32 protein-coding genes are annotated in these 26,972 nt (G+C 67.8%); 15 read left to right on the forward strand and 17 right to left on the reverse strand.

The window, feature by feature from the left end; all coding sequences use genetic code 11:
• Positions 1 to 85 precede the first annotated feature (85 nt).
• Positions 86 to 433 (forward strand): hypothetical protein, encoded by a 348-nt coding sequence (locus tag ACO07J_RS05770; RefSeq protein WP_422027147.1) that lies wholly within the window; start codon positions 86 to 88, stop codon positions 431 to 433.
• A gap of 225 nt (positions 434 to 658) precedes the next feature.
• Positions 659 to 1,132 (forward strand): CoA-binding protein, encoded by a 474-nt coding sequence (locus ACO07J_RS05775; protein ID WP_422027149.1) that lies wholly within the window; start codon positions 659 to 661, stop codon positions 1,130 to 1,132.
• An 82-nt stretch (positions 1,133 to 1,214) separates the two neighbouring features.
• Here ACO07J_RS05775 and ACO07J_RS05780 read toward each other — a convergent pair whose 3' ends face one another.
• The 4 genes from ACO07J_RS05780 to ACO07J_RS05795 all read right to left on the reverse strand — a co-directional run bounded on the left by ACO07J_RS05780 (position 1,215) and on the right by ACO07J_RS05795 (position 2,997).
• Positions 1,215 to 1,511: a Dabb family protein gene (locus ACO07J_RS05780; RefSeq protein WP_422027151.1), complete on the reverse strand. Its 297-nt coding sequence runs from the start codon at positions 1,509 to 1,511 to the stop codon at positions 1,215 to 1,217.
• Positions 1,508 to 1,819, reverse strand: coding sequence for a phosphoribosyl-ATP diphosphatase (locus tag ACO07J_RS05785; protein WP_422027153.1), 312 nt, complete (start codon positions 1,817 to 1,819; stop codon positions 1,508 to 1,510). The genes ACO07J_RS05780 and ACO07J_RS05785 overlap by 4 nt, the downstream gene beginning before the upstream one ends.
• Entirely contained in the window at positions 1,816 to 2,580 is a 765-nt protein-coding gene (gene hisF, locus ACO07J_RS05790; RefSeq protein ID WP_422027155.1) for an imidazole glycerol phosphate synthase subunit HisF, read from the reverse strand. The genes ACO07J_RS05785 and hisF overlap by 4 nt, the downstream gene beginning before the upstream one ends.
• 69 nt (positions 2,581 to 2,649) lie before the next feature.
• Positions 2,650 to 2,997 (reverse strand): hypothetical protein, encoded by a 348-nt coding sequence (locus ACO07J_RS05795; RefSeq protein WP_422027157.1) that lies wholly within the window; start codon positions 2,995 to 2,997, stop codon positions 2,650 to 2,652.
• A 185-nt stretch (positions 2,998 to 3,182) separates the two neighbouring features.
• Here ACO07J_RS05795 and ACO07J_RS05800 point away from each other — a divergent pair, with 185 nt between their 5' ends.
• Positions 3,183 to 3,644 carry a DUF302 domain-containing protein gene (locus tag ACO07J_RS05800; protein ID WP_422027159.1) on the forward strand — a complete coding sequence of 154 codons (462 nt, stop codon included), beginning with the start codon at positions 3,183 to 3,185 and terminating at the stop codon, positions 3,642 to 3,644.
• Here ACO07J_RS05800 and ACO07J_RS05805 read toward each other — a convergent pair whose 3' ends face one another.
• The 5 genes from ACO07J_RS05805 to ACO07J_RS05825 are packed head-to-tail and all read right to left on the reverse strand — an operon-like array spanning position 3,645 to position 7,894.
• Positions 3,645 to 3,941 (reverse strand): hypothetical protein, encoded by a 297-nt coding sequence (locus tag ACO07J_RS05805; protein WP_422027161.1) that lies wholly within the window; start codon positions 3,939 to 3,941, stop codon positions 3,645 to 3,647.
• Between the two features lie 40 nt (positions 3,942 to 3,981).
• On the reverse strand, positions 3,982 to 4,695 hold the full coding sequence (locus ACO07J_RS05810) for a peptidase (protein ID WP_422029711.1): 714 nt from the start codon (positions 4,693 to 4,695) through the stop codon (positions 3,982 to 3,984).
• Between the two features lie 28 nt (positions 4,696 to 4,723).
• Positions 4,724 to 5,521: a transglutaminase family protein gene (locus ACO07J_RS05815; protein ID WP_422027163.1), complete on the reverse strand. Its 798-nt coding sequence runs from the start codon at positions 5,519 to 5,521 to the stop codon at positions 4,724 to 4,726.
• Positions 5,522 to 5,525: 4 nt separating this feature from the next.
• Positions 5,526 to 6,467, reverse strand: a complete 942-nt coding sequence (locus ACO07J_RS05820) for an alpha-E domain-containing protein (protein ID WP_422027165.1) — start codon at positions 6,465 to 6,467, stop codon at positions 5,526 to 5,528.
• A gap of 2 nt (positions 6,468 to 6,469) precedes the next feature.
• Entirely contained in the window at positions 6,470 to 7,894 is a 1,425-nt protein-coding gene (locus ACO07J_RS05825) for a circularly permuted type 2 ATP-grasp protein (RefSeq protein WP_422027167.1), read from the reverse strand.
• A 261-nt stretch (positions 7,895 to 8,155) separates the two neighbouring features.
• Here ACO07J_RS05825 and ACO07J_RS05830 point away from each other — a divergent pair, with 261 nt between their 5' ends.
• Genes ACO07J_RS05830 through ACO07J_RS05845 form a run of 4 tightly spaced genes read left to right on the forward strand, consistent with a single transcriptional unit; the run spans position 8,156 to position 11,855 of the window.
• Positions 8,156 to 8,617 (forward strand): (2Fe-2S)-binding protein, encoded by a 462-nt coding sequence (locus tag ACO07J_RS05830; protein WP_422027169.1) that lies wholly within the window; start codon positions 8,156 to 8,158, stop codon positions 8,615 to 8,617.
• A gap of 1 nt (position 8,618) precedes the next feature.
• Positions 8,619 to 10,859, forward strand: a complete 2,241-nt coding sequence (locus ACO07J_RS05835) for a molybdopterin cofactor-binding domain-containing protein (protein ID WP_422027171.1) — start codon at positions 8,619 to 8,621, stop codon at positions 10,857 to 10,859.
• A 26-nt stretch (positions 10,860 to 10,885) separates the two neighbouring features.
• A complete protein-coding gene (locus ACO07J_RS05840; RefSeq protein WP_422027173.1) occupies positions 10,886 to 11,473 on the forward strand; it encodes a hypothetical protein in 588 nt (195 codons plus the stop codon).
• Positions 11,474 to 11,483: 10 nt separating this feature from the next.
• Positions 11,484 to 11,855, forward strand: coding sequence for a hypothetical protein (locus ACO07J_RS05845; protein WP_422027175.1), 372 nt, complete (start codon positions 11,484 to 11,486; stop codon positions 11,853 to 11,855).
• On the opposite strand, the gene ACO07J_RS05850 is transcribed toward ACO07J_RS05845, so the two are convergent.
• The 3 genes from ACO07J_RS05850 to ACO07J_RS05860 are packed head-to-tail and all read right to left on the reverse strand — an operon-like array spanning position 11,829 to position 14,933.
• Positions 11,829 to 13,358 (reverse strand): methyl-accepting chemotaxis protein, encoded by a 1,530-nt coding sequence (locus ACO07J_RS05850; RefSeq protein WP_422027177.1) that lies wholly within the window; start codon positions 13,356 to 13,358, stop codon positions 11,829 to 11,831. The genes ACO07J_RS05845 and ACO07J_RS05850 overlap by 27 nt on opposite strands.
• Before the next feature lie 47 nt (positions 13,359 to 13,405).
• Positions 13,406 to 13,942 (reverse strand): chemotaxis protein CheD, encoded by a 537-nt coding sequence (locus ACO07J_RS05855; protein ID WP_422027179.1) that lies wholly within the window; start codon positions 13,940 to 13,942, stop codon positions 13,406 to 13,408.
• Entirely contained in the window at positions 13,935 to 14,933 is a 999-nt protein-coding gene (locus ACO07J_RS05860) for a chemotaxis protein CheB (RefSeq protein WP_422027181.1), read from the reverse strand. The genes ACO07J_RS05855 and ACO07J_RS05860 overlap by 8 nt, the downstream gene beginning before the upstream one ends.
• Before the next feature lie 235 nt (positions 14,934 to 15,168).
• Between ACO07J_RS05860 and ACO07J_RS05865 the strand changes: the two genes are divergently transcribed.
• From ACO07J_RS05865 to ACO07J_RS05900, 8 genes are all read left to right on the forward strand, one after another.
• Positions 15,169 to 16,626, forward strand: a complete 1,458-nt coding sequence (locus ACO07J_RS05865; protein WP_422027183.1) for a methyl-accepting chemotaxis protein — start codon at positions 15,169 to 15,171, stop codon at positions 16,624 to 16,626.
• 80 nt (positions 16,627 to 16,706) lie between these two features.
• A complete protein-coding gene (locus tag ACO07J_RS05870) occupies positions 16,707 to 16,997 on the forward strand; it encodes an STAS domain-containing protein (protein WP_422027185.1) in 291 nt (96 codons plus the stop codon).
• Complete coding sequence (locus ACO07J_RS05875) at positions 16,994 to 17,374, forward strand: response regulator (RefSeq protein ID WP_422027187.1); 381 nt, start codon at positions 16,994 to 16,996, stop codon at positions 17,372 to 17,374. Before ACO07J_RS05870 ends, ACO07J_RS05875 begins: the two co-directional genes overlap by 4 nt.
• Positions 17,371 to 19,458 (forward strand): chemotaxis protein CheA, encoded by a 2,088-nt coding sequence (locus tag ACO07J_RS05880; protein ID WP_422027189.1) that lies wholly within the window; start codon positions 17,371 to 17,373, stop codon positions 19,456 to 19,458. Before ACO07J_RS05875 ends, ACO07J_RS05880 begins: the two co-directional genes overlap by 4 nt.
• A gap of 2 nt (positions 19,459 to 19,460) precedes the next feature.
• Positions 19,461 to 19,928, forward strand: coding sequence for a chemotaxis protein CheW (locus ACO07J_RS05885; RefSeq protein ID WP_422027191.1), 468 nt, complete (start codon positions 19,461 to 19,463; stop codon positions 19,926 to 19,928).
• Between the two features lie 10 nt (positions 19,929 to 19,938).
• Positions 19,939 to 20,787 (forward strand): CheR family methyltransferase, encoded by an 849-nt coding sequence (locus ACO07J_RS05890; protein WP_422029713.1) that lies wholly within the window; start codon positions 19,939 to 19,941, stop codon positions 20,785 to 20,787.
• Positions 20,788 to 20,823: 36 nt separating this feature from the next.
• A complete protein-coding gene (locus ACO07J_RS05895; protein ID WP_422027193.1) occupies positions 20,824 to 21,210 on the forward strand; it encodes a response regulator in 387 nt (128 codons plus the stop codon).
• Positions 21,207 to 21,521 carry a hypothetical protein gene (locus ACO07J_RS05900; protein WP_422027195.1) on the forward strand — a complete coding sequence of 105 codons (315 nt, stop codon included), beginning with the start codon at positions 21,207 to 21,209 and terminating at the stop codon, positions 21,519 to 21,521. Before ACO07J_RS05895 ends, ACO07J_RS05900 begins: the two co-directional genes overlap by 4 nt.
• A gap of 135 nt (positions 21,522 to 21,656) precedes the next feature.
• On the opposite strand, the gene ACO07J_RS05905 is transcribed toward ACO07J_RS05900, so the two are convergent.
• The 5 genes from ACO07J_RS05905 to ACO07J_RS05925 form a co-directional block, all read right to left on the reverse strand.
• On the reverse strand, positions 21,657 to 23,387 hold the full coding sequence (locus ACO07J_RS05905) for a methyl-accepting chemotaxis protein (RefSeq protein ID WP_422027197.1): 1,731 nt from the start codon (positions 23,385 to 23,387) through the stop codon (positions 21,657 to 21,659).
• 37 nt (positions 23,388 to 23,424) lie between these two features.
• Positions 23,425 to 24,006: a hypothetical protein gene (locus ACO07J_RS05910; protein WP_422027199.1), complete on the reverse strand. Its 582-nt coding sequence runs from the start codon at positions 24,004 to 24,006 to the stop codon at positions 23,425 to 23,427.
• A gap of 138 nt (positions 24,007 to 24,144) precedes the next feature.
• Complete coding sequence (kynU, locus tag ACO07J_RS05915; protein WP_422027201.1) at positions 24,145 to 25,335, reverse strand: kynureninase; 1,191 nt, start codon at positions 25,333 to 25,335, stop codon at positions 24,145 to 24,147.
• Positions 25,335 to 26,165, reverse strand: a complete 831-nt coding sequence (locus ACO07J_RS05920; RefSeq protein ID WP_422027203.1) for a tryptophan 2,3-dioxygenase — start codon at positions 26,163 to 26,165, stop codon at positions 25,335 to 25,337. The genes kynU and ACO07J_RS05920 overlap by 1 nt, the downstream gene beginning before the upstream one ends.
• Positions 26,162 to 26,971 carry an alpha/beta hydrolase gene (locus tag ACO07J_RS05925; RefSeq protein WP_422027205.1) on the reverse strand — a complete coding sequence of 270 codons (810 nt, stop codon included), beginning with the start codon at positions 26,969 to 26,971 and terminating at the stop codon, positions 26,162 to 26,164. Before ACO07J_RS05925 ends, ACO07J_RS05920 begins: the two co-directional genes overlap by 4 nt.
• Position 26,972: the final 1 nt, after the last annotated feature.

Consider the following 26,972-nt stretch of genomic DNA (forward strand, 5'->3'; position numbering starts at 1 on the left):
GCGGCGCCACGCGCGTCCAGCCGTTGCGGTTGCAACCGGCGCGCCGAGTGACTTTATGGAAGAGGTGGATTTTGACGGGGGACGGATGCCCGAAGGACGAAAGATTGCCACCTGCTGTTATTGCGGGACACGCGCCGTTCTGGTCTTTGACCGGGCGCGTCACGAGCTGACCTGCCAGGGCTGCGGGGCGCCGCTGCACAACATGAAGTCGATGCCGCAAGAGCCTGGCCGGGAAAGGAAATCACCGTCTGGCCGTAACGTGGCCCGCGGCCGGCTGCCGGAGTATCCGCGCGAGGCGCCGCGGGAGCGCGGCCACGGCTATCACCGCGACTGGCACCCGGTGAAGCACAAGCAGACGCGCAAGAAACGCAAGCCGATACTGCGCCGGCTGGTCGAGGAGATCTGGGACGAGGTCGAGGATATCTTCGACTGAACCGGGGCGCGCCTTAACGCTCCGTTCACAGCTATATTACATTCTCTTTTTATTCTTGGAATCGGACCTATCTATTGTCCCAGAGGCGCTGGTACGGAACACCGGCGTTTCTCTTCACTGTCCCTCGTTCCGCGACTGGCGCCCGGGAATTGCCCGGGCGCTTTTTTTTGGTCCGGGCGGAGCGAACGCTTTCACGGACACTCGGCCCGGACTATTCCTGATGACATGACCGAGCATTATTCCGATTCCCACCTGCGCCGCATCCTGAACCGCACCCGCCGCATCGCGGTGGTGGGCGTGTCGCTCAACGAGGTGCGGCCGAGCTATTACGTGGCGCGGTACCTGTCGCTGAAGAAGTTCGAGGTGTTTCCGGTGAACCCGGCCTATGCCGGGCAGAGCGTGTTCGGGCGCGAGGTGCATGCCAGCCTGTCCGATATCGGGGAGGCGGTCGACATGGTCGATATCTTCCGCCGGCCGGAGCATGTGCCGGAGGTGGTGGACGAGGCGCTGGAGGCGTTTCCGGAACTGCAGACGATCTGGATGCAGATCGGGGTGATCCATGAGGCGGCGGCGGAAAAGGCGCGGGCGCGGGGCGTGGACGTGATCATGAACCGGTGCCCGAAGATCGAGTATCAGCGGCTGTTTGGCGAGTTGCGCATGGGCGGGTTCAATACCGGGGTGATTTCCTCGAAGCTGTAAGCGTGGTTCGGGGCGCTGCCCCGTCGCGCCGGGGGCGCGACTCCCCGGGATATTTTCGGCCAGAAGAAGCGCGGGCGTTGCGTTATGCCGGGGCGGCCTCGATGTCGGCGGCGATGCGGGTGTCGCGGAGAGGTTTCACGATCGCGATGGCCTGTTGGTAGAGCGGGTGGGCCTTGTAGGCCTGCAGGGCGGCGGCGTCGGTGAACTCGGCGTAGACGACGAGGTCGACCGGCGCTTCGGTGAGCGCGTCGGCGTTGAGGTTTGGGCCGACCTCCCAGTGGCTGGCATGGGGGATGCCGGCCAGAAGGGTGAGGCCCTCGCGCACGCGGTCGAGATCGGCCCTGTCGCGGACGGTGAAGAAGACGATGTGGCGGATCATGACTTGCGGGCGGCTTTCTCGGCGAGGCCGGAGCGGGATTGGCGGCTTTCGAGCTCGGCCATGACGTCGGCCACGGAAACGCCGCGGGCGTGCAGCATGACGAGCAGGTGAAAGAGCACGTCGGCGGCCTCGGAGGTGAGGCGTTCGGGGTCGTTCTTCACGGCTTCGATGATGGCCTCGATGGCCTCTTCGCCGAACTTCTCGGCCACCTTTTCGGGGCCCTTGGCGAGCAGCTTGGCGGTCCAGCTTTCGTCGGGCGAGGCGGCGGCGCGGGTGGCGACGATCTGTTCGAGCTCTTCGAGGGTCATGCGCCGGTTCTCATCGGGATGCCGGCGGCGGCCATGTGGGCCTTGGCCTGGGCGATGGTGTAATCGCCGAAATGGAAGATCGAGGCGGCGAGCACGGCGGAGGCGCCGCCTTGGGTCACGCCGTCGACGAGATGGTCGAGATTGCCCACGCCGCCCGAGGCGATGACGGGGATCGAGACGGCGTCGGAGATGGAGCGCGTCAGGGGCAGGTTGAAGCCCGCGCGGGTGCCGTCGCGATCCATCGAGGTGAGGAGGATTTCGCCGGCGCCTTTCGCTTCGACCAGTTTGGCAAACTCGACCGCGTCGATGCCGGTGGGTTTGCGGCCGCCATGGGTGAAGATCTCCCACTTGCCGGGCGAGACGGTCTTGGCGTCGATGGCCACCACGATGCACTGGCTGCCGAAGCGGTCGGCGGCCTCTCGCACGACGTCGGGGTTGGCGACGGCGGCGGAGTTGAAGCTGACCTTGTCGGCGCCGGCCAGCAGGAGGGCGCGCACATCTTCCGCCGTGCGCACGCCGCCGCCCACGGTGAGCGGGATGTAACAGTTCTCGGCCGTGCGGCGGACCACGTCGAACATGGTGCCGCGGTTTTCGTGGGTGGCGTGGATGTCGAGGAAACAGAGCTCGTCGGCGCCGGCGGCGTCATAGGCGCGGGCCGCATCGACCGGGTCGCCCGCGTCGCGCAGGTTGACGAAGTTGACGCCTTTCACCACGCGGCCGTCGGCCACGTCTAGGCAGGGGATGATGCGGGTCTTGAGCATGGATTGCCGCCTGTCGGGTGTATCACCGGCTGTTTAGGGGCAAACCGGGGGACATGCCAGAGGGGGCGATCAGGCCGGGCCGGGTTTGCGCCCGAGGACGAGGTTGGCGGCGTAGGCGAAGACGGCCAGCGGGATGCCCGCGAGGATGTAGATCTTGCCGGCGAGGACCTGCAGCGGAAGGGTGCCGGTGACGGTTTCCCCCAGCGCGGCGCTGCCGAGGCAGGTGTCGTAGCCGGTCATGAGCGAGCCGTCGCAGGCCAGCATCGGCAGGATCACCATGGCAGCCAGGACCACCGCGACGCAGCCGCCCCAGAACATCAGCGCGCGGGCCGGCGGGAAGGTGAGGTTGCGGGCGGTGGCGACCGCGACGATGGCGGGCATGCCGAAGAAGAAAGACAGCAGGACGGCGTTCAGCATGGGCGGGCCCTTCTCGCGGCGGTGAAGCTGGACGGTATTATGGGCGCATCTTTGTGGCTGTCAACGCGGGGGCGCGGGCAGGGGGCCGCCGTTGAAGGGCACCTCACGCGGATGTTGGTGGGCAAGCCGCGCGGCATGGCCGAGGATGGAGGTGATTTGAGCACGGGATTGAAAGGAGCGATGAGATGCGGAAACTTTTGCAGGCGCTGGTGCTGGGCGGGGCGGTATGGGCCGCGCCGGGCTGGGCCGACGATGACGATATCGTGCGGGTGCAGGCCGCGGGCGACGTGGCGGCGACGATGGCGGCGCTGGAGGCCGCCGTGGAGGGCGCCGGGGCCACGGTGTTCGCGAAGGTCGACCACGGTGCCGGGGCGGAGGGCGCCGGGCTGGAGCTTGGCGCGTCGCAGCTTCTGATCTTCGGCAATCCGCAGCTTGGCACGCCGGCGATGCAGGCCAACCCTTTGGCGGGGCTTTACCTGCCGCTGAAGGTGCTGGTTTACGAGGATGCGGGCGGGCAGGTGTGGCTGGCCTATGAAGCGCCGGAAGAGACGCTGGACGACCTGGAGGGGATCGACGACGATGCGGCGTATATCGGCAAGATGACCGGGGCGCTTTCGAAGCTGACGAAGAAGGCGGCGGGCGGTTGATCAGCCGCGGCGCGCGCGCAGGCGCAGGTGGCGGATGAGGGCGAAGAGACCCCACGCCGCGCCGGAGGCCAGCACGAAAGGCCCGAAGATGAGCGGGCCCCAGGCGGCCAGCACGCCCAGCATCGCGGCGGTTTCGCCCACGTCGCGGCCGAGGGCGTCGCACGGGTAGGCGCCGGCCTCGTCGATGCGGCAGCCATAGAGCGAGCCGAGGATCAGAACGCCAAGCACGCAACCCAGCCAGACCAGCACGGGCAGTAGGGTCATGAACGCGAAGAAGCGGTTGATCCAGCGGGACATTTCCCACTCTTAGCTCGGCGGGGCGGTGCTGTCACGCGGTTCAGATCTCGAAGGCGGGCAGGCGGTCGAGCGCATCGGTGAGCGCGATGCCCCAATCGCGGGAGACGGTCTGGAAATAGGGGTCGTCCAGCTCGATCCGGCCGGTCCTGCCCTTTTTCAGGCTGTCGGTTTCATAGACGTGAAAGTCGATCGGCGCGCCGACGGTGAGATTGGCCTTGAGGGTAGAATCGAAGCTGACCAGCAGCAGGCGGAGCGCCTTTTCGAAGCTCATGTCGGGCCGGTAGGCGCGGACCAAAATTGGCCGGCCGTACTTGATCTCGCCGATCTGGAAATAAGGGGTATCTTCGCCGGTCTCGATGAAGTTGCCCTCGGGGTAGATCAGGAACATGCGCGGCGGGCCGCCCTTGATCTGGCCGCCGAGCAGCATGGTGGCATGAAAGGCGCTGTCGGCCTTCTGGCCGGTATTAGCATGGGCCTCGATCACCTCGCGCAGGACATCGGCGACCAGCCGGGCGGCCAGGAACATCGAGGGGGCCGCCATGATCGAGGGGTCGCGGTCGTCGGGGGCCTTGGTGCGTTCCTCGAGCAGGCTGATCACCGCCTGGGTGGTGGCGAGGTTGCCGGCGCTGAGCAGGGTGAGCACACGCTCGCCCGGGGCCTCGAAGATCTTCATCTTGCGGAAGGTCGAGATGTTGTCGAGCCCGGCATTGGTGCGGGTGTCGGACATGAAGACGAGGCCGTGATCCAGCATCATACCCACGCAATATGTCATCTGTCGGCCCTTACTGCTGCGCCACCTCGATCTCGACCGACAGGCTTTCGCCCGATCCGCCGATCCGGGTTCCAGTTACAGGCGCGGCATCGGCATAGTCCAGCCCGGTTGCGACGCGGACGTAGCGTGTATCCGGCGAAATGCCGTTGGAGATGTCGAATCCGACCCAGCCCAGCCCGTCGACATGGGTCTCGGCCCAGGCGTGCATGGCCTCCTGACGGATCGAATCGTTCAGCATGAGGTAGCCCGACACGTAGCGCGCCGGGTAGCCCATGCGGCGGGCGGCGGCGAGGAAGATATGGGTGTGATCCTGGCAGACGCCCTTGCCGGCGGTGATCGCGTCCTCGGCCGACCAGTTGGGTTCGGACGCCTCGAGCTGGTAGGTGACCGCGTCGCGGATCACGGCGGAAAGGGCGTGGAGCTGGTCGAGGTCGCCCTCGGCCTCGACCTCGCGGACGAGGCTTGCCACACCCTGGCCCGGTTTGGTCTGGGCCGTGCCGCGCAGGTAGAGCCAGAGCGGCGCCGGGCCGGGGTGGGGCCCGAGGATGCCGTGGCTTTCGGTGATGTCGAGCGTGCCGGAGGAGGTGATGGTCAGCTCGCGCGTATCCGGGGCGATGCTGAGCAGTTCGACCACGTTGTTGTGGTGATCCTGGAAGGACAGCTCCTTTTGTCCGCCAGTGACCTCGGTCGTCCAGTCCAGGACCTTTTGCTGGTGGCTGGTCTTGGGGGTCTTGCGCAGCTGTTGCAGGCCGAAGCTGACGGGTTCGGGGAACTGGTAGCGGGTGGTGTGGCTGATGGATAGGCGCATGGGCTTACTTGTAGAACCTGTAGTCGATCTCGATCTGGCCGCCGAGGTCGGAGAGCAGGCCGAGGATTTGTTGCAGGTATTCGTGGAGGCCGTAGTCGAAGATGGCGTCGATGTCGTGGCTGAGGAACTTGCGCTCGATATGGTCGGCCTTGGCGAAGGCCTGTGGGCGCGCGCCGTAGTTGGTGCAGAGATAGCCGAGATTGTCGCGCAGTTTGCAGATGCAGAAGGCGAGCGAGCGGGGCATGCGCTTGTCGAGGATGAGGAAATGGGCGATGTCGCGTGGTTCGTAATGGCTGCCGTATTCCATGCGGAAGCCGCCGCGGGCCGAGACCGAGCGCAGGATCGTCTCCCACTGCACATTGTCGATGGAGGAGCCCACGGACATGACCGAGGGCAAGAGGACGTAGTATTTCACGTCGAGAATGCGGGCGGTGTTGTCGGCGCGTTCCAGGAAGGTGCCGAGGCGGGCGAAATCGTAGATGTCGTTGCGGAGCATGGTGCCGTGGGTGGCGCCGCGCACCAGCGCGCTGCGCTGGCGCAGGTCGCCCAGCACGGCGGGCAGGTCGCGTTCCGAGACCTTGCGGGTGAGCAGGTCGCGGGCCGCCATGTAGGCGCTGTTCGTGGCTTCCCAGACCTCGTGCGTGAGGGCGGTGCGCACCATCCGGGCATTCAGGCGGGCGGCCTCGATCGAGGAGCGGACGGAGGAGCCGTTTTCCTTGGAGCGCAGCATCCAGTCGATGGCCGCGTCCTTGGTGAGCGTGTCGTGATGGGCGTGAAAGGCGGCCTCGACCCCGGCCGTCTGCATGACCGAGCGCCATTCCTCGTCAGTGCTGCCCGAGCGGGTCAGCGCGATGCGCTGGCCGGTTTCGATCAGGCGGGCGGTGTTCTCGGCCCGCTCGAGGTAGCGGTACATCCAGAAGAGGCCGTTGGCGGTTTTTCCCAGCATCGTCAGTCCTCCAGCACCCAGGTGTCCTTGGTGCCGCCGCCCTGGGACGAGTTGACGACCAGCGAGCCCTTCTCGAGCGCGACGCGGGTCAGCCCGCCGGGGGTGATGTGCACGCGTTCGGGGCTGCAGAGCACGAAGGGCCGCAGGTCGACATGGCGGGGCGTGAGGCCCGAGCGGCCTAGGATCGGCACGGTCGAGAGCGAGAGGGTGGGCTGGGCGATGTAATTGCCGGGGCGGGCCTTGAGCTTCTTGCGGAACTCGGCCAGCTCCTTTTTCGAGGAGGTGGGGCCGATCAGCATGCCGTAGCCGCCGGAGCCGTGCACCTCCTTGACCACCAGATCGGCGAGGTTGTCGAGCACGTAGGCGAGCGACTCCTCCTCGGAGCAGCGCCAGGTGGGCACGTTCTCCAGCAGGGGCCGTTCGCCGGTGTAGAACTCGACGATATCGGGCATGTAGCTGTAGATCGCCTTGTCGTCGGCGATGCCGGTGCCGGGCGCATTGGCGATGGTGATGCCGCCCGCGCGGTAGACATCCATGATGCCGGGCACGCCCAACGCGCTGTCGGGATTGAAGTTGAGCGGGTCGAGGAAATCATCGTCGACCCGGCGGTAGAGCACGTCGATGGGCTTATAGCCTTCGGTGGTGCGCATGGCGACCCGGCCGTCGGCCACGCGCAGGTCGTGGCCCTCGACCAGTTCCACGCCCATCTGGTCGGCCAGGAAGGCGTGCTCGAAATAGGCGGAGTTGTAGATGCCCGGCGTCAGGATCGCCACGGTCGGCTTTCGCCCGGTCACGGCCGGGGCGCAGGCGGCGAGGGACCGGCGCAGATCGGAGGGGTAGTTCTGCACCGGCTGCACGCGGTTGCGCGAGAAGAGTTCGGGGAACATCCGCAGCATGGTTTCGCGGTTTTCCAGCATGTAGCTGACGCCCGAGGGGGTGCGGGCGTTGTCCTCGAGCACGTAGAACTGGTCGTCGCCGGTGCGCACGAGGTCGATGCCGACGATATGGGTGTAGATGCCGCCCGGGGGTGTCACGCCGATCATGTGCGGCAGGAAGGCGGCGTTGCGGCTGATCATCTCCTCGGGGATGCGGCCGGCGCGGACGATCTCCTGCTTGTGGTAGATGTCGTGCAGGAAGGCGTTGATCGCGCGGACCCGCTGTTCGATGCCGCGCCCGAGCTTCTGCCATTCGCGGCCCGAGATGATGCGGGGCACGATGTCGAAGGGGATCAGCCGTTCCTCGGCCTCGGCCCGGCCGTAGACGTTGAAGGTGATTCCCGTCAGGCGGAAGAGCTCCTCGGCTTCGCGCTGCTTGGCGCGCAGGCGCTTGGGTTCTTCGCCGTCGTACCAGGTCTTGAAATCGGCATAAGGGGGGCGGAGCGTCTCGGACGTGCCCCACATCTCGTCGAAAATGTCCTGCGTGTTCATGGGATGATTAAGACATGGTTTTTCGTTTCCGCAAAGGGTCTTGCTGGGGCGGGTGCCCGCGGGGCGTGCGGAATGGTTACTTTTCAGGCGTTTGCACGAGGCAGGGTCGGGCCGTGTCGGACACCTGGCGTCGCCGGAGGGGGTGGCGCAACGTGACGCTCGAAAAAATGCGCGCGGCTGCTATCGTCGGAGGTATCTGAGGGGTTCGGGTGCGGCAGCGCGGCGAACCGTTGCAATCACCAGAGGGAGCGGTGACGCGCCATGAAACTGACGGTCAACGGGGTGGAGCACGAGGCGGATGTCGAGCCGGAGATGCCGCTACTGTGGGTGCTCAGGGACGAGTTGGGGATTCGCGGGCCGAAATACGGCTGTGGGATCGCCCAGTGCGGGGCCTGCACGGTGCATATGGACGGGATCGCCGTGCGGTCCTGCCAGATTGCCGCCGGGGATGCCGAGGGGGTCGAGGTGGTGACGATCGAGGGGCTGGGCACGCCCGAGAGCCTGCATGCCGTGCAGGCCGCGTGGATCGAGCACCAGGTGGCGCAGTGCGGGTATTGCCAGTCGGGGCAGATCATGCAGGCGGCGTACCTGCTGGAGATGATGCCGGAGCCCACGGACGAGGAGATCGACAAGGTGATGGGCGGGAACCTGTGCCGGTGCGGGACCTATCCGCGTATCCGGGCCGCGATCAAGGCGGCCTCTGCGGCGATGAAGGGGGCTTGAGATGAGCCGGGTGAGAACGATCACGCGCCGCGCTTTCCTGGTGGGCTCCGCCGCCGTGGCGGGCGGGGTGGCGTTCGGTGTCTATACGGTGCGCAAACCACACGCGAACCCGCTGGCCAAGGGGCTGGGGGCAGGGCAGGCCGCGCTGACGCCCTATGTGCGGATCGACGGGGACGGCGTGACGCTGATCACCCCGCGGGCCGATATGGGGCAGGGGGCCTATCACGTGCAGGCCGCTTTGCTGGCCGAGGAGCTGGATGTGGCGCTGGAGGATATCCGGGTCGACCCCGGACCGCCGAGCGGGGCCTACTGGAACACCGCGATGGCCGAGGAGGCGGCGGAGTTCATGGTGCCCTCGCAGGGGATCATGCAGGCCGGCGCAGCGAATGTCGTGGGCGCCGCGATGAAGGTGATGGGGCTGCAGATCACCGGCGGGTCGACCACGGTGCCCGACGGGTTCGACAAACTGCGCGCGGCCGGCGCCTCGGCACGGGAAACGCTGAAGGCGGCGGCCGCGGCGAAGGCGGGCGTTCCGGTGGGCGAGGTGACGACCGAGGCGAGGCAGGTGGTGCTGCCGGACGGGGCGAAAGTTGCCTATGCGGACCTGGTGGCGGATGTGGCGGGCATGGAGGTGGTGCAGGACGTGCCGCTGCGCGATCCGTCCGAGTGGCGCTATATCGGCAAGCCGATGCGGCGGATCGACGTGGTGGCGAAATCCACCGGCACGCAGGCTTACGGGATCGACGCGGAGATCGAGGGGATGGTGCACGCCGCCATCCGGCTGAACCCGGCGCAGGGCGGGCCGGTCAATGGCTTCGACGCCAGCGAGGCGGAGGCCATGCGCGGGGTGAAGGCTGTCGTGCCGGTAACGGGCGGCGTGGCGGTGGTGGCCGACAATACGTGGCGCGCCTTCCGGGCGGCGGAGGCGGTGAAGGTCGAGTGGGGCGAGGCGGCTTTCCCGGCCTCGATGGAGGAGCATTGGGCGGCACTGGGCCGGGCCTTTGCCGATGAGGCGCAGGACAGCCGGAACCGCGATGACGGCGATGTCGAAGGGGCCTTGGGCGGCGATGAGGTGATCGAGGCGGAGTACCGCGCGCCCTACCTGGCCCATGCGCCGCTGGAGCCGATCAACGCCGTGGTGCGGGTGGATGACGATGGCGCCGAGGTCTGGACCGGCACGCAGATCCCGCGGTTCGTGCAGCAGAACGTGGCACAGGTGGCCGGGCTGGAACCGGACCGGGTCGTGGTTCACGTGCTGATGATGGGCGGGAGTTTCGGGCACCGGCTGGAGGACGAGGTGGTCAAGCAGGCGACCGAGATCGCGATGACGATGAAGGGCACGCCAGTGAAGCTGACCTATTCACGGGAGGAGGACATGATGCACGACTTCCCACGCCAGATCGCCATGGGGCGGTTGCGGGGCAGGGTGGCGGAGGGCAGGGTCGAGACGCTGGACCTGTCGATTGCCATGCCGTCGGTCATGGGCTCGCAGATGGGCCGGCAGGGGCAGCCGGTGCCGGGGCCGGACAGCCAGATCGTGGCAGGCGCCTGGAACGCGCCGTTTGCCATTCCGAACCACCGGGTGACCGGGTATCGCGCGCCGGAGCTGGCGCCGGTGTCGTCGTGGCGGTCGGTGGGGGCCTCGACGAACGGGTTTTTCTACAATGCGGCGCTGGATGAGCTGATCCATGCGGCGGGGGCCGATCCGATGGAGGAGCGTTTGCGGTTGTGCGACGATCCGCTGTCGCGGCAGGTGCTGGAGGCGGTGGCGGAGATGTCCTCGTGGAACGGGCCGTTGGGCGACGGTCGAGGGCGCGGTGTGGCCTTCGTGCAGAGCTTCGGGGTGCGCTGTGCCGAGGTGGTCGAGGTCAGCCAGGGCGACCGGGGGCTGCGCATCGACAAGGTCTGGGTGGCGGCCGAGGTGGGCCGGGTGGTCGACCCGGTGAATTTCGAGAACCACGTGCAGGGCGCGGTGATCTGGGGGCTGGGACACGCGATGAATTGCGAGACGACCTATGCCGATGGCCGGGCCGAGCAGGACAATTACCACGCCTTCGAGGGGATGCGGATATGGCAGGCGCCCGAGATCATGGTGCGGGGGCTGGAGAATGGCGCGGGGGTGACCGGGGTGGGCGAGCCGCCCGTGCCGCCCGCCGCGCCGGCGCTGGCGGGGGCGATCTTTGCCGCCACGGGGCAGCGGTTGCGAGAAATGCCGTTCAGCAAGTTCGTGGAGTTCGCATGAGGGGCGGGGTGAGAGGTGCGGTGTTGGTGCTTGCGCTGGTCCTGCCGGTGCAGGCGACGGGCGAGGAACTGGTGATCGAGCCGCCCGCGGACGGGTCGGTCAGCCGGGCGGACGGGCTGGCGGCGTGGGCGCGGATCTACGAGGTCACCTCGCACCCGCGCTGTGCCAATTGCCACGTGGGGCCCGACAACCTGCCGATGTGGTCGGGGCCGAGCTATGGGAAGGCGCGGCCGCATGGCATGAACATCGACGCGGGCGAAAGCCGGGTGGGCGCGGAATACGTGCCGTGCCAGGCGTGTCATGCGTTCAGCGAAGCCGGCGGCAACATGGGCGCGCACGAGGCGCCGCAGGTGGCGGACGCCTGGCACCTGGCGCCGGTCGAGATGGAATGGTTCGGCAAGAGCTCGGTCGAGATCTGTCACCAGTTGCGCGACCCGGAGCGCAATGGCGGCCAGGATTACATCGAGCTGGCCGAACACCTGGGGCACGGGCCGCTGGTCGCCTGGGGCTGGGCGCCAGGCGGCGGGCGGGAGCCGGCGCCCTACAGCCTGCAGGCGCATATCGACGACATGCTGGCCTGGGGCGCGGCGGGATTTCCTTGCGAGGATGAATGAGGAGGAGCCGATGAGGAGCGAGCTGTTGCGGATGGCGGCGGTGCTTATGCTGATGATCGGCGGGCTGCATGCGGTCGCGGCGGTGTTTGCCGGTATCGGGGCGGCCGGCATGGCCGGGGTTCTGCCAACGGTGGCGGCGATGATCGTGGCGGCCGGGATGCTGCGCGGCTGGCGCTGGCTGGCGTGGCTGGCGATGCTGGGCGTGATCGTGGCCACTGGATGGGTGCTGGGCCGGCTCGGGGCCGGGCCGGTGCCTGATGTCCTGCATTTTTTGCTGTTGGCCGCTTACGCGGTGTTCGTCGCGCTTACCTTTGCCGGGCTTTGGCAGGGCAGATCCGAACCGGCGGGCGATCGTTCAGAACCCGTCGAAATCCGACAATGAGGGCAGTGCCGGGCCGTCGGTACCGGTCGCCGCGGCGGGCAGGTCAGGCAGCCGTGGGGCGGGAGACGCGGCGGGCACGACCCCAGCGGCGGGTTTCGATGGCTGCGGGGGGCGGGCCTTCGCGCGCGGTCGGTCCGTAATGTGGCCGCGGTCGGGCACGGGGCGTCGGGCCTTGCCGGGGGCCTGCTCCGACGGCCCGGTCGCCAGCGCCGTGGTGTCCTGCTCCAGCCGGGCGGCGATGCCGGTGACCTGGTCGGTGATCCCGGCGGTGGCTTTCGTGGCGGCGTCGAGCTGGCCGATGCGGTCATTGATCTCGCGGATGCCCGCGGCCTGGTCGCGGGCGTCACGGGCGGTTTCCGAGATCACGGTTTCGAAGCTGATGGTATTTTCGAGGATCGCCTCGAGCCGTTCGCCGGAGGTGGTCACCAGCCGGCTGCCGGTGCTGACATGCGTGGCGCTTTCGGTGATCAATGCCTTGATTTCCTTGGCGGATTCGGAGGCGCGCTGAGCGAGGGACCGCACCTCGGAGGCGACGACGGCAAAACCCTTGCCGGCCTCGCCCGCGCGGGCGGCCTCGACCCCGGCGTTGAGGGCGAGCAGGTTGGTCTGGAACGCGATGCCGTCGATCACGCCGATGATGTGGCGGACGTTGTCGCTGCTTTCCTCGATCCGGTGCATCGCTTCCATCGCTTCGCGCACGACGGCGGCGCCGCTTTCGGCCTGTGCGCGGCTGTCATGGGTGACGGTCTCGGCATGATCGAGCCGTTCGCTGGTGCCGCGGACGTTTTCGCCCAGCTGGCTGAGCGCCGAGGCAGAGCCGTCCAGGAGCGAGGCCTGCGATTCGGTGCAATCCGCCAGCTCGGTGGCCGCGCGATGGATGTCTGCCGCGCCGTTGCGGATGGTGCCGACAGCCCCCTGGACCGGGCCGAACCGCGCCTCGAGCGCGGCGGCGGCGGTGTTGAAGGATCGGTGGAGGGCGTCCAGGTCTGGCTGGCCGGGATCGCGGGGCGTGTCGGAGAGACGGGTGGAGAGCTCGCCGGCGGCCAGCCGCGACAGGGCCTCGGTCATTGCGGCGATGGCACGGGCCGCCGCTTCGGTCTCGCGCTCGGGCGGGGCGGCGTTCGGCGGGGCGAGAGATTGCGGCACGTCGCGCTTAGGCGGCGCTGTGGCCAGCCCCTCCCTGAGCGCGAGGAAACCGCGGGCAAGCTCGCCCGCCGCGCCGGGCTGGCCTGAATGGGGTATGTCGGTCGTCAGTTCGCCGCGATTGAGCCGGTTGGCCGCACGCCTGATGTCGGAGAGCGGGGTCAGCAGGCGCTGTTTCAGTATCCCGAAGGCGCCGAGCGCCAGCGCGGCGACGATGCCGGCCGGGCCAAGCCCGGCGAGAACGGCCGCGGTGCGGGTGTCGGGGGCGACGCGCAGCAGTGCGGCGAGGGCAAGACCCGCAAGCCCGCAGGTCAGGATTGCCATGATCGGGCCAATGAGGCGGGGGGCGAAGCGGGGCATGGGGCTATCCTTCATGCTGATCGGCTGGGGGCGCGGGGTGGCGCATTTCAGAACAGTTCGACGCTGCAGGCGGGCGGCGCGGGACGGCGCCCGGCCTGGTCGGGCCGCGGAATGTCAACGCGCGCGGGATCGACCCGTTCGGCCCGCGCGAGCCCGGTGGCGGGCCGGAACCGCAGGCGCCGGCCGAACGTACCGCCCAGGTCCTCGGCGCGGAGGATGAACCCCTCCTGCCGGACGAAATCGCGGGCGAAGATCGCGTTGCTGTCGCCGATCCGGCTGAGGCCCTGAACGACATTCGCGCCGCCGAAGAGCTGAATCTCGAGGCGGTTGCGCTGGGCCCCCGCGCGCAGCATCGCGTTGATCAGCTGCTCCATCGAGTGGGCCCCGTACCGCACGTTGTTGCCCGCCGAGGGATCGTTCCCGGGAAGCAGGAAATGGTTCATGCCGCCGAGCTTGCGGAACGGGTCGAACAGGCAGGCCGCAACGCAGGAGCCCAGTATGGTGGTCATTTCCGCGTCGGGGCTGTCCGAGACGCGGAACTGGCCCTGGATGATGTGGATGACGTTGCCGGGTCGGTCAGCCATGTCGGCTCCTTTCGGTGGAATGGGCGGCGGCGGACAGAAGGGCCGACCCGATGCGGGAGATGGGCAGTTGCTGGGCGACTGCGCCCATCTGGTGGGCGGCGCGGGGCATGCCGTAAACGGTGCTGCTGGCCTCGTCCTGGCCGATGGTCCAGCTTCCTGCGCGGCGCATGGCGGCGAGCCCCTCGGCCCCGTCGCGCCCCATGCCCGTCAGCAGCACCCCGACGGCGGCGGGCCCGAGGGCGGCGGCCGAGTGAAACAGCACGTTCACCGATGGACGGTGGCCCGAGACGGGGGCGCCGGGGGTGAGCCGGCAGCGGTGGCCCGGCGCGACGATGGACAGGTGCCTGTCATTGCCGGGCGCCAGCAGGACGAGCCCCGGCGCGAGCCTGTCATTGGCGGCGGCCGGCCGGACCGTGGCGGCGCAGTGCCGGTCGAGGCGCTGGGCCAGGCCGGGCAGGAAGTTGGCGCTGATATGCTGGACGATCAGGGTGGGCGGGCCGGTTTCCGGATAGTCCGAGAGCACCCGGATAAGCGCCTCGACCCCGCCGGTGGAGGCACCGATCACCACGGTCTTCCACCCCGTGTCCCGGCCGGTACCCGACCCGCTCGGGACCGTCATCCGCCGCAGGCCACAGCGCGCGGCGAGGAAGGGGCCGAGACCGCCCGACAGGTCGATCTCGGCGTCGGTCGCGCTGCTGTACGGTCCCGGCGCCGTACTGTGGCCGGCGGCGATCACGACACAATCCACCTCGAGCGCGGCGAGCATGGCGGCATACATGGGGAAGTTTCCCAGCCGCGTCACCTCCTCCGCCAGGAGCACGAGGTCGGGATGCTCGTGTTCGGTGAGGTTGTAGGCCTGGGTCAGGTCGCGGGCGCAGCCCACCAGGGCGATCTCGGGCGTTTCCGCGATGGACAGCAGGTAGCGGTGCGACCGGTGCCGTCGCGGATCGAGCAGAAGCACGGAGAGGCTGGACGATCTGTCTGGCGGCACGGGTCACTCCCTCATACGGGCGCCCGGCCTGTCCGGGCATGCGGGATGTTTACGGGCAGATGGTTAAGAGCCGGAAAACGGATTCCGGGCATTTTAGTGGATTACCCGCGTACCGGCAGGGCCGATGTTAACCGATTGTTCTTTGTTGATGCCTAACGTCCGACACTGACCGGAGCCGGTGCGCCGCCGACAGGACTGGTCGCCGCAGGCAGGGCGAGGCGAAAAGAGGTAAGACATGGAAGCTCGGAACATCGTTGAGGAAATGCCGGAGGAGCGCTTTGCCGGGTTCGGGCTCGATTCGGCCAATACCGCGACGCTGAGACGGCTGCGGCCAACGATCGAGGGCGCGCTTGGCCAGGCCCTCGACGGGCTTTACACCAGCATTCGCGCAAACCCCCATCTCAACGGGTTGTTCGATGACGAAACGCAGATGGCCGGCGCGAAGGAGGCGCAAAAGCGCCACTGGCTGGCGATGTGCAACGGCCGGTTCGACGACGACTTCCAGGACCGCGCGCGCCGTGTCGGCAGGGCCCACGCCCGGATCGGCCTGCGCCCGCTCGACTATATCGGCGGCTATTCGCATGTCATCGATCACCTGATCGCGGCCGTCGTCGCCGAGCATATGGGCCGACCCCGCCGCCTGTTCCGGCCGGGCGTGCCCGATGCCGACGAGCTCACGCTGGATATCTGCACGTTGGTCAAGGTCACCCTGATCGACGTGGGCGCCGCGGTGTCGGTCTATACCGACAGCGTCGAGGGGATGAAGGACGAGGCGCAGACCTGCCTGGAGTTCTCGCTCGACAAGCTGGCCGATGCGCTGGGCGCGCTGGCGGATGGCGATCTTACGGTGTCGGTCGATACCGGCGGCTTCAACGGGAACGAACGGCTCGCCAACGCGCTGAACCTGGCGGTGACCAACCTGAGCGACCTGATCTCGGAAACCCGCAGAAGCGCCGAGACCATCAAGTCGAGTTCGCGCGAGGTGGCACAGGCCGCCGACGACCTGGCCAAGCGAACGGAGCAGCAGGCGGCCAACCTCGAGCAGACCACCGCCGCGGTGAACACGCTCAACGCGTCCGTGCGTGAAACGGCGGCCTCTGCCAAGACGACGAACCAGACGGTGGACCACGCGCTTCGCGATGCGCGGGCCGGCGGACAGGTGGTCGAGGATACGCAGAAGGCCATGGCGCAGATCGAATCGTCGGCCCACGAGATGAGCCAGATCATCGGCGTGATCGACGAAATCGCGTTCCAGACCAACCTGTTGGCGCTGAATGCCGGGGTGGAGGCCGCGCGGGCCGGCGAAGCCGGGAAGGGCTTTGCCGTGGTGGCTTCGGAGGTGCGCACGCTCGCGCAGCGTTCGGCCGAGGCGGCGAAATCGATCAAGTCGCTCATCGGCGCCAGTTCGGATCATGTCTCGGCGGGGGTCGACCTGGTGCAGAATACCTCGGACGTGCTCCAGCGCACGATCGCCGCGTTCGGCGAGGTGAGCGACCAGGTGACGGCCATTTCGGAGGCCACCCAGACCCAGGCCTCGAACATCGAGGAGATCAATGCCGCCGTCTCCTATCTCGACCAGATGACCCAGCAGAATGCCGCAATGGTCGAGCAGACATCGGCCGCGGGCGCCTCTCTGGCGAACGAGGCCGACACGATGGCCGGCCAGGTGGCGGAGTTCAGGCTGAACGGATGAGCCGCCGGGCCCGGGCCCGGCTTCCGGAAACACGAAGCGAGACACGGATGTTCATGTTCCGATCGAGAAGGACTACGAGAATGGACGAAAAGCTATTGCTTCCCCAGCGGATCGACAGCGCCGCCGTCCGCGCCGTCGCGGAGGGGATACAGGCCAGGCGCGGGCAACCCCTTGTCCTCGACGCGGGCCAGGTCGAGTATGCCGGGGCGCTCGGGCTTCAGGTGCTGGTCGCGGCCCACCGCCAGTGGCGGGAGGCGGGGCTCGCGTTCCGGGTGACCGGCGCCGGCGCGGCCCTGCTCGACATCTGCCGCACGCTCGGGGTCGCCCCGGCCGAGATCGGCGCGGGCCCGGAAGAAGGGGCGCCGGCATGACGGTTCAGGTTCTCGCGATCGACGATTCCCGCACCATGCGCAACCTCCTCAACGCCACGCTCAGCTCGGCCGGGTTCGAGGTCGACCTCGCCGAAGACGGCGAGGACGGTCTGCGCCGGTTCGACCAGACCGACCCCGACGTGATCATCACCGATATCAATATGCCCCGGCTCGACGGGTTCGGCTTCATCGAGGCGGCGCGCGGCCGGCGCCGCGACCGGGTCGTGCCCATTCTCGTACTGACCACGGAAAGCGCCGCCGAGCTCAAGAGCCGCGCCCGGGCGGCCGGTGCCTCGGGCTGGATCGTCAAGCCGTTCGACGAGGAAAAACTGCTCTGGGCGATCACCCGCGTCGCCGGGCCGGAGGTGCGAAAATGAGCTCCGGGGGGACCGAGGATTTCCGCAGCTCGTTCTTCGAGGAGTGCGAGGAACTGCTGGAATCGATGCATGACGGGTTCGACCTGCTGGCCGACGGGGCGCAGGACGGCGAGACGATGAACGCCATCTTTCGGGCCGTCCATTCCATCAAGGGGGGCGCGGGGGCGTTCGGGTTCACCGATCTTGTGACCTTTGCCCACCAGTTTGAGACCGCGCTCGACCATGTCCGGTCGGGCAAGTGCGATGCCGAGGAGGACCTGCTCGATCTCTTCCGGCAGTGCGGCGATCACCTGGCCGACCTTGTCGCGGCCGCCCGGTGTGACGGCGATGCGCCACCGCGGGGGGAGGGATTGCTCGACCGCCTGACCGAGGCGACGGGCACCGGCGATTCCGGCCCCGAGGAGGTCCTGCCCGATTTCGAACCGGTGACGCTCGACCTTGGCGGCGGCGCGCCGGCCGACCGGGCGGTCACCCTCCGATTTGCCGCCGAGCCGGGCCTTTTCGCGTCGGGCAACGAGCCGCTGATCCTGTTCCGGGCGCTGGCGGGGCTGGGCCCGCTCGAGGTCGAGGCCAACCTTTCCGATGTACCGGCGCTCGATGCTCTCGACCCGTCCGAGTGCCGGATGGACTGGACGGCACGGCTCGTCACTGCCGCGTCTGACGATGATATCCGGGAGGTGTTCGAATTCGTGGACGGGGTGTGCCGGCTCGACATCGAGTCGGACACGGCGCCAGTGGTCGCCCCGGCGGTCCTGCCGGACGGGCCATTGCCCTCGCTGTTAGAGCTGATCGGTGGCGGCGACCCTGCCGGCCCCCCGGGGCCGGAGGGATCGGGGCCGGAGCCGTCGGCGGCGCGCCCCGACGCCGGCGCCCCCCGGCCCGGCGGCACGATACGGGTCGATCTCGACAAGATCGACAAGCTCATCAATCTCGTCGGCGAGTTGGTGATCAAGGAGGCCATGCTCTCGCAATCGATCGCCGACCTGCCCGGTCAGGCCGAGAGCGACCTGTCGGCTTCGCTGGAAAGCCTCAAGCAACTCGCCGGGGAGATCCAGGAAGGCGTGATGGCCGTCCGCGCCCAGCCGGTCAAACCGATGTTCCAGCGCATGGCCCGGATCGTGCGGGAGGCCGGGGCGGCCACCGGAAAACGTGTGAAATTCGTGACCAGCGGCGAGTTCACCGAGGTCGACAAGACCGTGATCGAGCGGCTGGTCGACCCGCTGACCCACATGATCCGCAACGCGATCGATCACGGTCTCGAAACCGGGGACCGGCGCGAGGCGGTCGGCAAACCGCGGGAGGGAACGGTGACGATATCCGCGGCGCACCGGTCGGGCCGCGTCATGATCGACGTCGCCGACGATGGCGGCGGCATCAACCGGGAGAAGGTCAGGGCGCTCGCGATCGAGCGCGGCCTGATCTCCGCGGCGGATATGCTGTCGGCCTCGGAGATCGACAACCTGCTGTTCCTGCCGGGGTTCTCCTCGAAGGACGAGGTGTCGGAACTGTCGGGCCGCGGGGTCGGGCTCGACGTGGTGCGCAGCGAAATCCAGACGCTGGGCGGGCGGCTCGCGATCCATTCGGAACCGGGCGAGGGGACGGTCTTCTCGATCAGCCTGCCCCTGACGCTGGCGGTCCTCGAGGGGATGGTCATCCGCGTGGCGAGCCAGACGATGGTGGTGCCGATCTCGGCGATTCACGAGACGCTGCAGCCGCGATCGGCTGCGATCCATGCGATCGGCGCCGGGGGCTGGGTTCTGAAGAACCGTACGGGGCTCGTCCCGGTCATCGACCTGGGCCATTTCTTCGGCTTTCGCAGCCCGGTGACCGATCTCGATTCGCACGTGCTGCTGCTGATCGAATCCGACGCCAGCCAGTACTTCGCACTGATCGTCGACGACATCCAGGAACAGCGGCAGGTCGTGATCAAGAGCCTCGAGACGAATTACCAGCAGGTCCAGGGCGTTGCGGCAGCCACGATCCTCGGCGATGGCCGCATCGCGCTCATCATCGACCCGGACAACATCACCCGCGGCAGCGTCGCGCTGGGCGGGGCGCATTCTTCTATCCAGATGGCGGTATGATCATGAAACAGTCGGTCCCCGAGCAATCGAAAACATATCAGGAGGTGGTGGCATTCCGGGTGTCGGATCAGGATTTCTGTTTCGACCTCACCTCGGTACGCGAAATCCGCGGATGGACGGAAACCACGATCCTTCCGCGCGCGCAAAGCTATGTCAAAGGCGTCATCAACCTGCGGGGGTCGGTGGTGCCGGTAGTCGACCTGTCCGAGCGGTTGGGCCTCGGACCGACGGAACCTCATCCCCGCAACGTGATCATCATCACCGTGCTGGGCAATCAGACGGTCGGCCTTCTGGCGGATGTCGTCTCGGATATCCTGACCGTCTCGCCGAACGATTTGCAGCCGATTCCGGACATCGTCGATGATGTCGTGCGGCGGTTCATTTCCGGTGTCCTGGTGATCGAGGACCGAATGATCCGCAAGATGGACCTTGCAGAAGTCCTGCCGTCCGGGCAGGTCGAGGCGGCATGACGTGACGGGGATGCTTCACCCGGCCGCCGGTCTCGCGCTCAACGAGGTCGACGATCGCTCGTTCCGGCGCCTCGCCGAGCGGGTCTATGCCGATTGCGGGATCGTCCTGAGCGACGGCAAGCGCAACCTGGTGACCTCGCGGCTGGCGCGCCGGCTGCGAGATCTCGGGCTGGCCGATTTCGACGCCTACTGCCAGTTTGTGGAATCGCCCGACGGCACCGAGGAGCGACGGCGCATGATCTCGCTTCTGACGACGAACGTGACCAAGTTCTTCCGCGAGGCGCACCATTTCGCCAGTCTCGAGACAGAGGTTCTGCCGCCCCTGGCCAAGCGGGCCCGGGCGGGCGGGCGCGTGCGCATCTGGTCGGCCGGGTGCTCGTCGGGGCAGGAACCTTACAGCATCGCGGTAACGGTTCGGAAGGTGATGCCGGAGGCGGCGCAACACGATGTCCGCATCCTCGGCACCGATATCGATCCGGAGATGATCCGGGTCGGGCGGGCGGCGGTCTATCCGGACGCGGGCGATGCCCAGATTCCACCGGAGATGCGGCGGTTGATGTTCGGCCCGGGGCCGGCCGGCGACGCGGCCCGGCCGATTGCCCCCGAGCTTCGGGCGCTCGTGACCCTGACCGAATTGAACCTGATGCAGGACTGGCCCATGCGCGGAAAGTTCGACGTGATCTTCTGCCGCAACGTGGTGATCTATTTCGACGCGCCGACCCAGGCCCGCCTGTGGTCGCGCTTTGCCGAGGTGCTGGCGCCTGGTGGGTTCCTGTTCGTCGGGCATTCGGAGCGGGTTTCGGGCCCGTCGGCGAGCCTTTTCGCCCCCGCGGGCGTGACGCAATACCGCCGTTTGTGACCCCGGTCCGCGGCATCTGAAACACAGGAGACGAACTTGAGTCTGAAGGAAAGATTGAGCGTGATGGTCGTGGATGACATGTCGGTCAGCCGCGGCCTGATCATCCAGGCACTCGAGGATATCGGCATCAAGTCGATCGATTTCTGCAATGACGGCGAGGCCGCGTTCCGCAAACTGGCGGTCAAGCCCGTGCATCTGGTCATCTCGGATTACAACATGCCGGGCGCGAACGGGCTGCAGCTTCTGGCCGGGCTGAGGCAGTACCAGGCGACGCAGCGGATCGGGTTCATCCTGATCACCGGCACGGCCTCGCAGGAGATTGTCGACAAGGGCAATCAGCTGGGAATGAACAATTACCTCAAGAAGCCGTTTTCCTCGGTCGACCTCAAGGCCTGCATCGAGCAGGTGGTGGGGCCGCTATGAGCGCGGCGGGCGATGACAGGATTCCGCTGGCCTCGGTGCTGTCGAACACGGCGCAGTTGCTGGAGGTTCTGTCGGACAAAGCGGCCGAGATCGACGAGGCGGTGGGCGACTGGCTGGTCAGTGGCGACGGGACACGCCCGCCGCTGGCGTTGCTGCAGGACGTCGACCTGATGCGGCAATCGGTGGATTGCCTGCGGATCCTGACGGCGAACCTTGCGCGGCAGGACCTGGAAGACTGCAACATTTCCGTCGTTGAGGCGGTGGACGGCATCTACCTGGAATCGATCCGAAGCGGGTGTCGCCGCATCTGAACATATCCGCCCCCCGCGCCGGAAACATATGCGCCGCCGCCCGGACCCGGGCGGCGGCGTCTTCGTTCGGGAGTCCGGGCCTGCTGTCGGATGCCCCGCGGCCTGGCGGAGCGCGCAGGTGCGGCGATGACCGGGTCAGGCGACGCGGGCGGTGCGGGCGTGCTGTTCGGTGCGGAAGCTTTGCACGGCGGCGTTGAGATCACGGGCGTCCTGGTCGAGCTGGTGGGTGGCCGCGGTCGATTGCTCGACCATGGCGGCATTCTGCTGGGTGACGCCGTCGAGCTGGCTTACGCCCGTGTTGATCTCGGTCAACCCGACCGACTGTTCCTGGGTGCGTTCGGCGATCCGACCGATGTGCTCGGAAATCTCGGAGACCTGGCGCACGATGAGTTGCAGCGCGTCGCCCGCCTTTCGGACGAGCGAGACGCCTTCCTCGACATGCGTGGCGGAGCCGTCGATGAGGGACTTGATCTCGAGCACGGCCTCGGACGAGCGGTGCGCCAGCGCGCGCACCTCGGTGGCGACCACGGCGAACCCCTTGCCGGCCTCGCCCGCGCGGGCGGCCTCGACCCCGGCATTGAGAGCGAGCAGGTTGGTCTGGAAGGCGATATCCTCGATCACGCCGATGATCTGGTGGATCTGGGCCGAACTTTCCTCGATCGTGCTGACCGCATCGACCGCGCGGTTGACCACGTCGCCGGTGTCGTTGGCATCGCGGCGCGCGGTATTGGCGATATCGGCCACCTCGCGGCTTTCGCTGGCGGTGGTGGCGATGCTGCGGGTCAACTCGTCGAGCGCGGCGGCGGTTTCCTCGAGCGTGGCGGCCTGGCCCTCGGTGCGCTGCGACAGGTCGTCGGAGGAGCGGGCGATCTCGGTCGAGCGCTGGCTGATGAAGCCGGCATTGTCGCGCACCTTCTCGACGGCCGTGGAGAGCAGGGTGGTTGCGCGATTGAAATTCTTGCGCAGCGCCTCGTAGTCGGAGGTGAAGGGCACGTCGATCCGGCGGGTCAGGTCGCCCTCGGCCAGCCCGTCGAGACCGATGGTCAGCGCGTCGACGACCGTGCGTTGTTCCTGTTCCTTGCGGGCGATGAGCTCGGCGGATTCGAGGGCCTTTGCATCTGCCTCGCGTGCGGCGCGTTCCGTTTCCTGGGCACGGACGAGTTTCTTGCGCTGGCCGTCGAGGGCACGGGCGATGCGCCCGATCTCGTCACCCTTTCCGAGATGCGGAACGGGCGTTTCCAGTTCGCCTTCGGCGACACGGGTCATGGCCAAGGTCACGTCTTCGAGCGGGCGCGAGAGCCAGTACCGGAGCAGCCAGGCGGAGACGAGCAGAAGGGAAACGAGAACGCCTATGGCCCAGAGCCAGGCCTCGCGGCTGGCGTCGTGCACGATCTGCATCTGCCCTTCGGATGACCACAGGCTGCTGACGGCGCCGACGATCGTCGCCTCCTCGCCCATCGTGACCGGAACGGCCACCGCCAGGCCGTCGTCGCTGAACTGTGCCTCGCCGCTTTGCATGGCGGCGAGGGCCAGCGGCCGGAGTGCCGATGTCGGATCGAAGCCGACGACCCCGGCACGGGCCGCCTCTTCCGCGCCGGGGCGGTAGGCCGCGAGGCCGATGATGTCGCCGCGCTCCTTCTCCAGTAGCGTGGCCATTTCGTCATTAATGCGGTCGAACTTGCCGAAACGGATGGCGCCCGCCGACCGGTCGGCCAGGGCGGAGGTCGTCGAAGTGGCCCGCATCGCGAGCTGGTCGCCGACCAGATCCTTCAACATGGCCGAGTAATGAAACGCCGGTATCGTCGCGACGCAGACCGCCGTGAGGAAGACCATGGTGATGGCTTTGAAAAACACGTTGAATTGCATCCGGATCTCCAGTTCCTCGACGCCGCCCCGCGGGGCCTTACATCAGGGCTTCGGCATTGACGCCTACGGTGAGCGCGCCCACCGCGGCGCCGGTCGCCGGGTCCGTCAGGGTGACGGAAATCTGGCCCTGGTAGGTCTGGGTGGACTCGTCGAACTCCACATCGCCGAGATGCGTGGCGCCCGGACCCATGGCATAGGTCTTGGTGAATTTCGCCTCGTCGCCCTGCCACATGTCCGAGGTCACCGCGGTAGCAGCGACATTGAGGCCGTGGGCATCCATGGTGAAGGCTTCGGTGATGATGCCGCCGGAATCAGCCACGCGGGCGCGCAGGAAGTCGGCGGCGGCGTTGTTCAGGACAGGGTCGATCACCGGGGCGTCGGCCGCGCCGACCTGGGCCCGCCATTCGCTGTCCATCGCGTCGATATCGGCCTGGGTCATCCCTGAGCGCGCGGCATTCTGCTCGGCGATGGCCGAGATCAGCGCCGGATCGTTGGCCCAGGCGGCAATCTGGCTGTCGTAATACCCCGACAAGGCCTCAGAGAATTCATCGGCCGCGGCGGGCAGGCTGACAAGAGACAGGCCCGCCGTGGCGGCGAGGGCGAGGGTGGTTTTGAGCATGGATTGCCTCCGTTCATGATTGGACATTGAACAGGGCTAGAGAAAATTAGCTTACATGCGGTTAAGGCCGGTCCGGCCGACGGCGAGGGCGCCGGGTGCGGCGCATCGCATTTGACTAGATTTGGCGCGGTTCCGGGCTCAGGTCACCCGGTTGGCCCTGCGGTAGTCCGGCCTGTCCCAGGCGGACGTGTCGAGGATGTCGGCGAGGATGGCCACCGCGGCGGAGACGTCGGCGCTGTCGATATAGAGCGGCGTGAAGCCGAAGCGCATGACATCCGGCGCGCGGAAATCGCCGATGACGCCGCGGGCGATGAGGGCCTGCATGGCGGCATAGCCGTGCTCGAAGGCGAAGGAAACCTGGCTGCCGCGGGCCTGTGGGTCGCGCGGGCTGACGAGGCGGAGGGCGGGGCAGGCCGCTTCCACCTCGGCGATGAACTGTTCGCAGAGGGCGACGGAGGCGGCGCGGATGTCGGCCATGTCGATGCCCTCCCAGACTTCGAGGGCCGCTTCGAGGGCGGTCATCTGCAGGACCGGGGGCGTGCCGACGCGCATCCGTTCGATGCCGGGGGCGGGGCGGTAGCCCTGTTCGAAGGCGAAGGGCGCGTCGTGGCCAAGCCAGCCGGAGAGGGCGGCCTGCGCCGCGGCGGCGAGGTCGGGGCGGATGTAGATGAAGGCCGGGGCGCCGGGGCCGCCGTTGAGGTACTTGTAGGTGCAGCCGACGGCGAACTCGCAGTTGGAGCCTGCCAGATCAACCTCGAGCGCGCCGGCGCTGTGGGCGAGATCCCAGATCATCACGGCGCCGGCGGCCTGGGCTTTCTCGGTGATGGCGTGCATGTCGTGGCGGCGTCCGGTGCGGTAATCGACCTCGGTCAGCATCACGGCGGCGAGGCTGTCGTCGATGGCGTCGGCCACCTTCTCGGGGGCGACGGTGCGCAGCTCGTAGCCTGCGTCCTTGAGCGCGATCAGCCCCTCGGCGATGTAGAGGTCGGTGGGGAAGTTGCCGGTGTCGGACAGGATCACCCGGCGGTCGGGGCGCATGGCCAGCGCGGCGGAGAGGGCCTGGAAGACCTTGATGGAGAGCGTGTCGCCCATCACGACGGAGGCCTCGGGCGCGCCGATCAGCCGGGCCACGGCGTTGCCCACGCGCAGCGGTTGCTCCATCCAGCCGCAGGAATTCCACGCGCGGATCAGCTCCTGCCCCCATTCGCGGGTGACGGCCTCGGCCACGCGGGCGGGGACGTGTCTGGGCAGGGGGCCGAGCGAGTTGCCGTCGAGGTAGATGACGCCGTCGGGCAGGTCGAACAGGTCTTTCCGGGGCAGGGTGGGCATCACAATCCTCCGCGCATGTGCCAGAGTTCGGGGAAGAGCTCGACCTCGAGCATGCGGCGCAGGTAGGCGACGCCGCTGGTGCCGCCGGTGCCGCGTTTGAGGCCGATGACGCGCTCGACGGTGGTGACGTGGTTGAAGCGCCAGCGGCGGAAGTAATCTTCGAGATCGACGAGTTTCTCGGCGAGTTGGTAGAGGGTCCAGTGCTTGTCGGGGGCGCGGTAGATGGCGGTCCAGGCGGCGATGACGGCGTCGTCGGCCTTGTGCGGTTCGCGCTGGCGGAAGGTTGCGGGGTCGAACCGCTGGCCAAGGTGGTCTTCCAGCAGGTGCAGGGCGACGTGGTAGAGGGTGGGTTTGTCCAGCTCCGCCTCGAGCAGCGCCAGCAGGTCGGGGCGGTGGCCGTGGACCTTCATCATCGCGGTGTTGCGGTTGCCGAGGAGGAATTCGATCAGCCGGTACTGGTGCGACTGGAAGCCGGAGGATTGCCCAAGGCTTTCGCGGAAGGTGGTGTAATCGCTGGGCGTCATGGTGCGCAGCACGTCCCAGGCGCCGTTCAACTGCTCGAAGATGCGGGCGACGCGGGTGAGCAGCTTGAAGGCCTGTTCGGGCTGGCCCTGTTGCAGCAGGTCGCGGGCGGTGCCGAGCTCGTGGAGCGCCAGTTTCATCCAGAGCTCCGAGGTCTGGTGCTGGATGATGAAGAGCATTTCGTCATGGGCGTCCGACAGCGGGTGCTGGGCGGCGAGGAGCGTGTCGATGGAGAGGTAGTCGCCGTAGCTCATGTCGCCCGCGAAACTCGTCTTGGCGCCGTCGTCGGTGGGGTCGTATCCGCTCATCGCAGGATTTCTTTCGTGAGCGGGCTGTCGGGCTGTTCCAGTGCGCCGATGACGGTGAAATGGTTGTGGCCGGGGTCGTAAACGGCGGTGACGTCGGCGCCCTTGAGGGCCCAGACTTCCTCGATCAGGCGGGTCTGGCGGAGGAATTCGGGGCGTTCCTGTGCGCCGACCCAGGCGGTGAGGGGGACGTTCGGCAGCGGGTCGTGGGCGGCGGGGCTTTCGGCATCGGCCTCCTCGGGCGTGAGGCGGAGGGTGTCGTTGAGCTTGATGCCGACGAGCGGGCCCAGCTGGTGCAGGCCGGAGATCGAGGTGACGCGGGCAAGGCGGGTGGCCACGGCGTCGGGCAGCACGCCCTGGCACATCATCCGGGTCACGAGGTGCCCGCCGGCGGAATGGCCGGCGAGGCGGATGGGGCCGGCGACCTGCCCGGCGGCGGCCGTCACGGCGCGGGTGATGCAGGCGGTGATGTCGCTGATCCGCACCTCGGGGGCCAGCGGGTAGGAGGGCAGGGCGACCGTCCAGCCGTTCTCGACGAGGCCGCGGGCAAGGTGGGTCCAGTGTGACTTGTCGAAGGCGCGCCAGTAGCCGCCATGGACGAAAACCACGATGCCGCGGCTGTCGCCCTCGGGGGAGACGATATCCATCACCTCGCGGGCCCCGTCGCCATAGGCCACGTCTTCCTTCAGGCGGCCGGCCCCGGCCATTTCGGCGCGAAAGTTCGCGGCGGCCTCGGCCCATTGGCCCGGCAGGGCCTGGCCGCCCGGCACGTAGGCCATGTTCTCGAACGCGTCGTCCCAGTCGATCATG

The organism is Roseovarius sp., assembly GCF_965228755.1.
GTDB lineage: Bacteria > Pseudomonadota > Alphaproteobacteria > Rhodobacterales > Rhodobacteraceae > Roseovarius.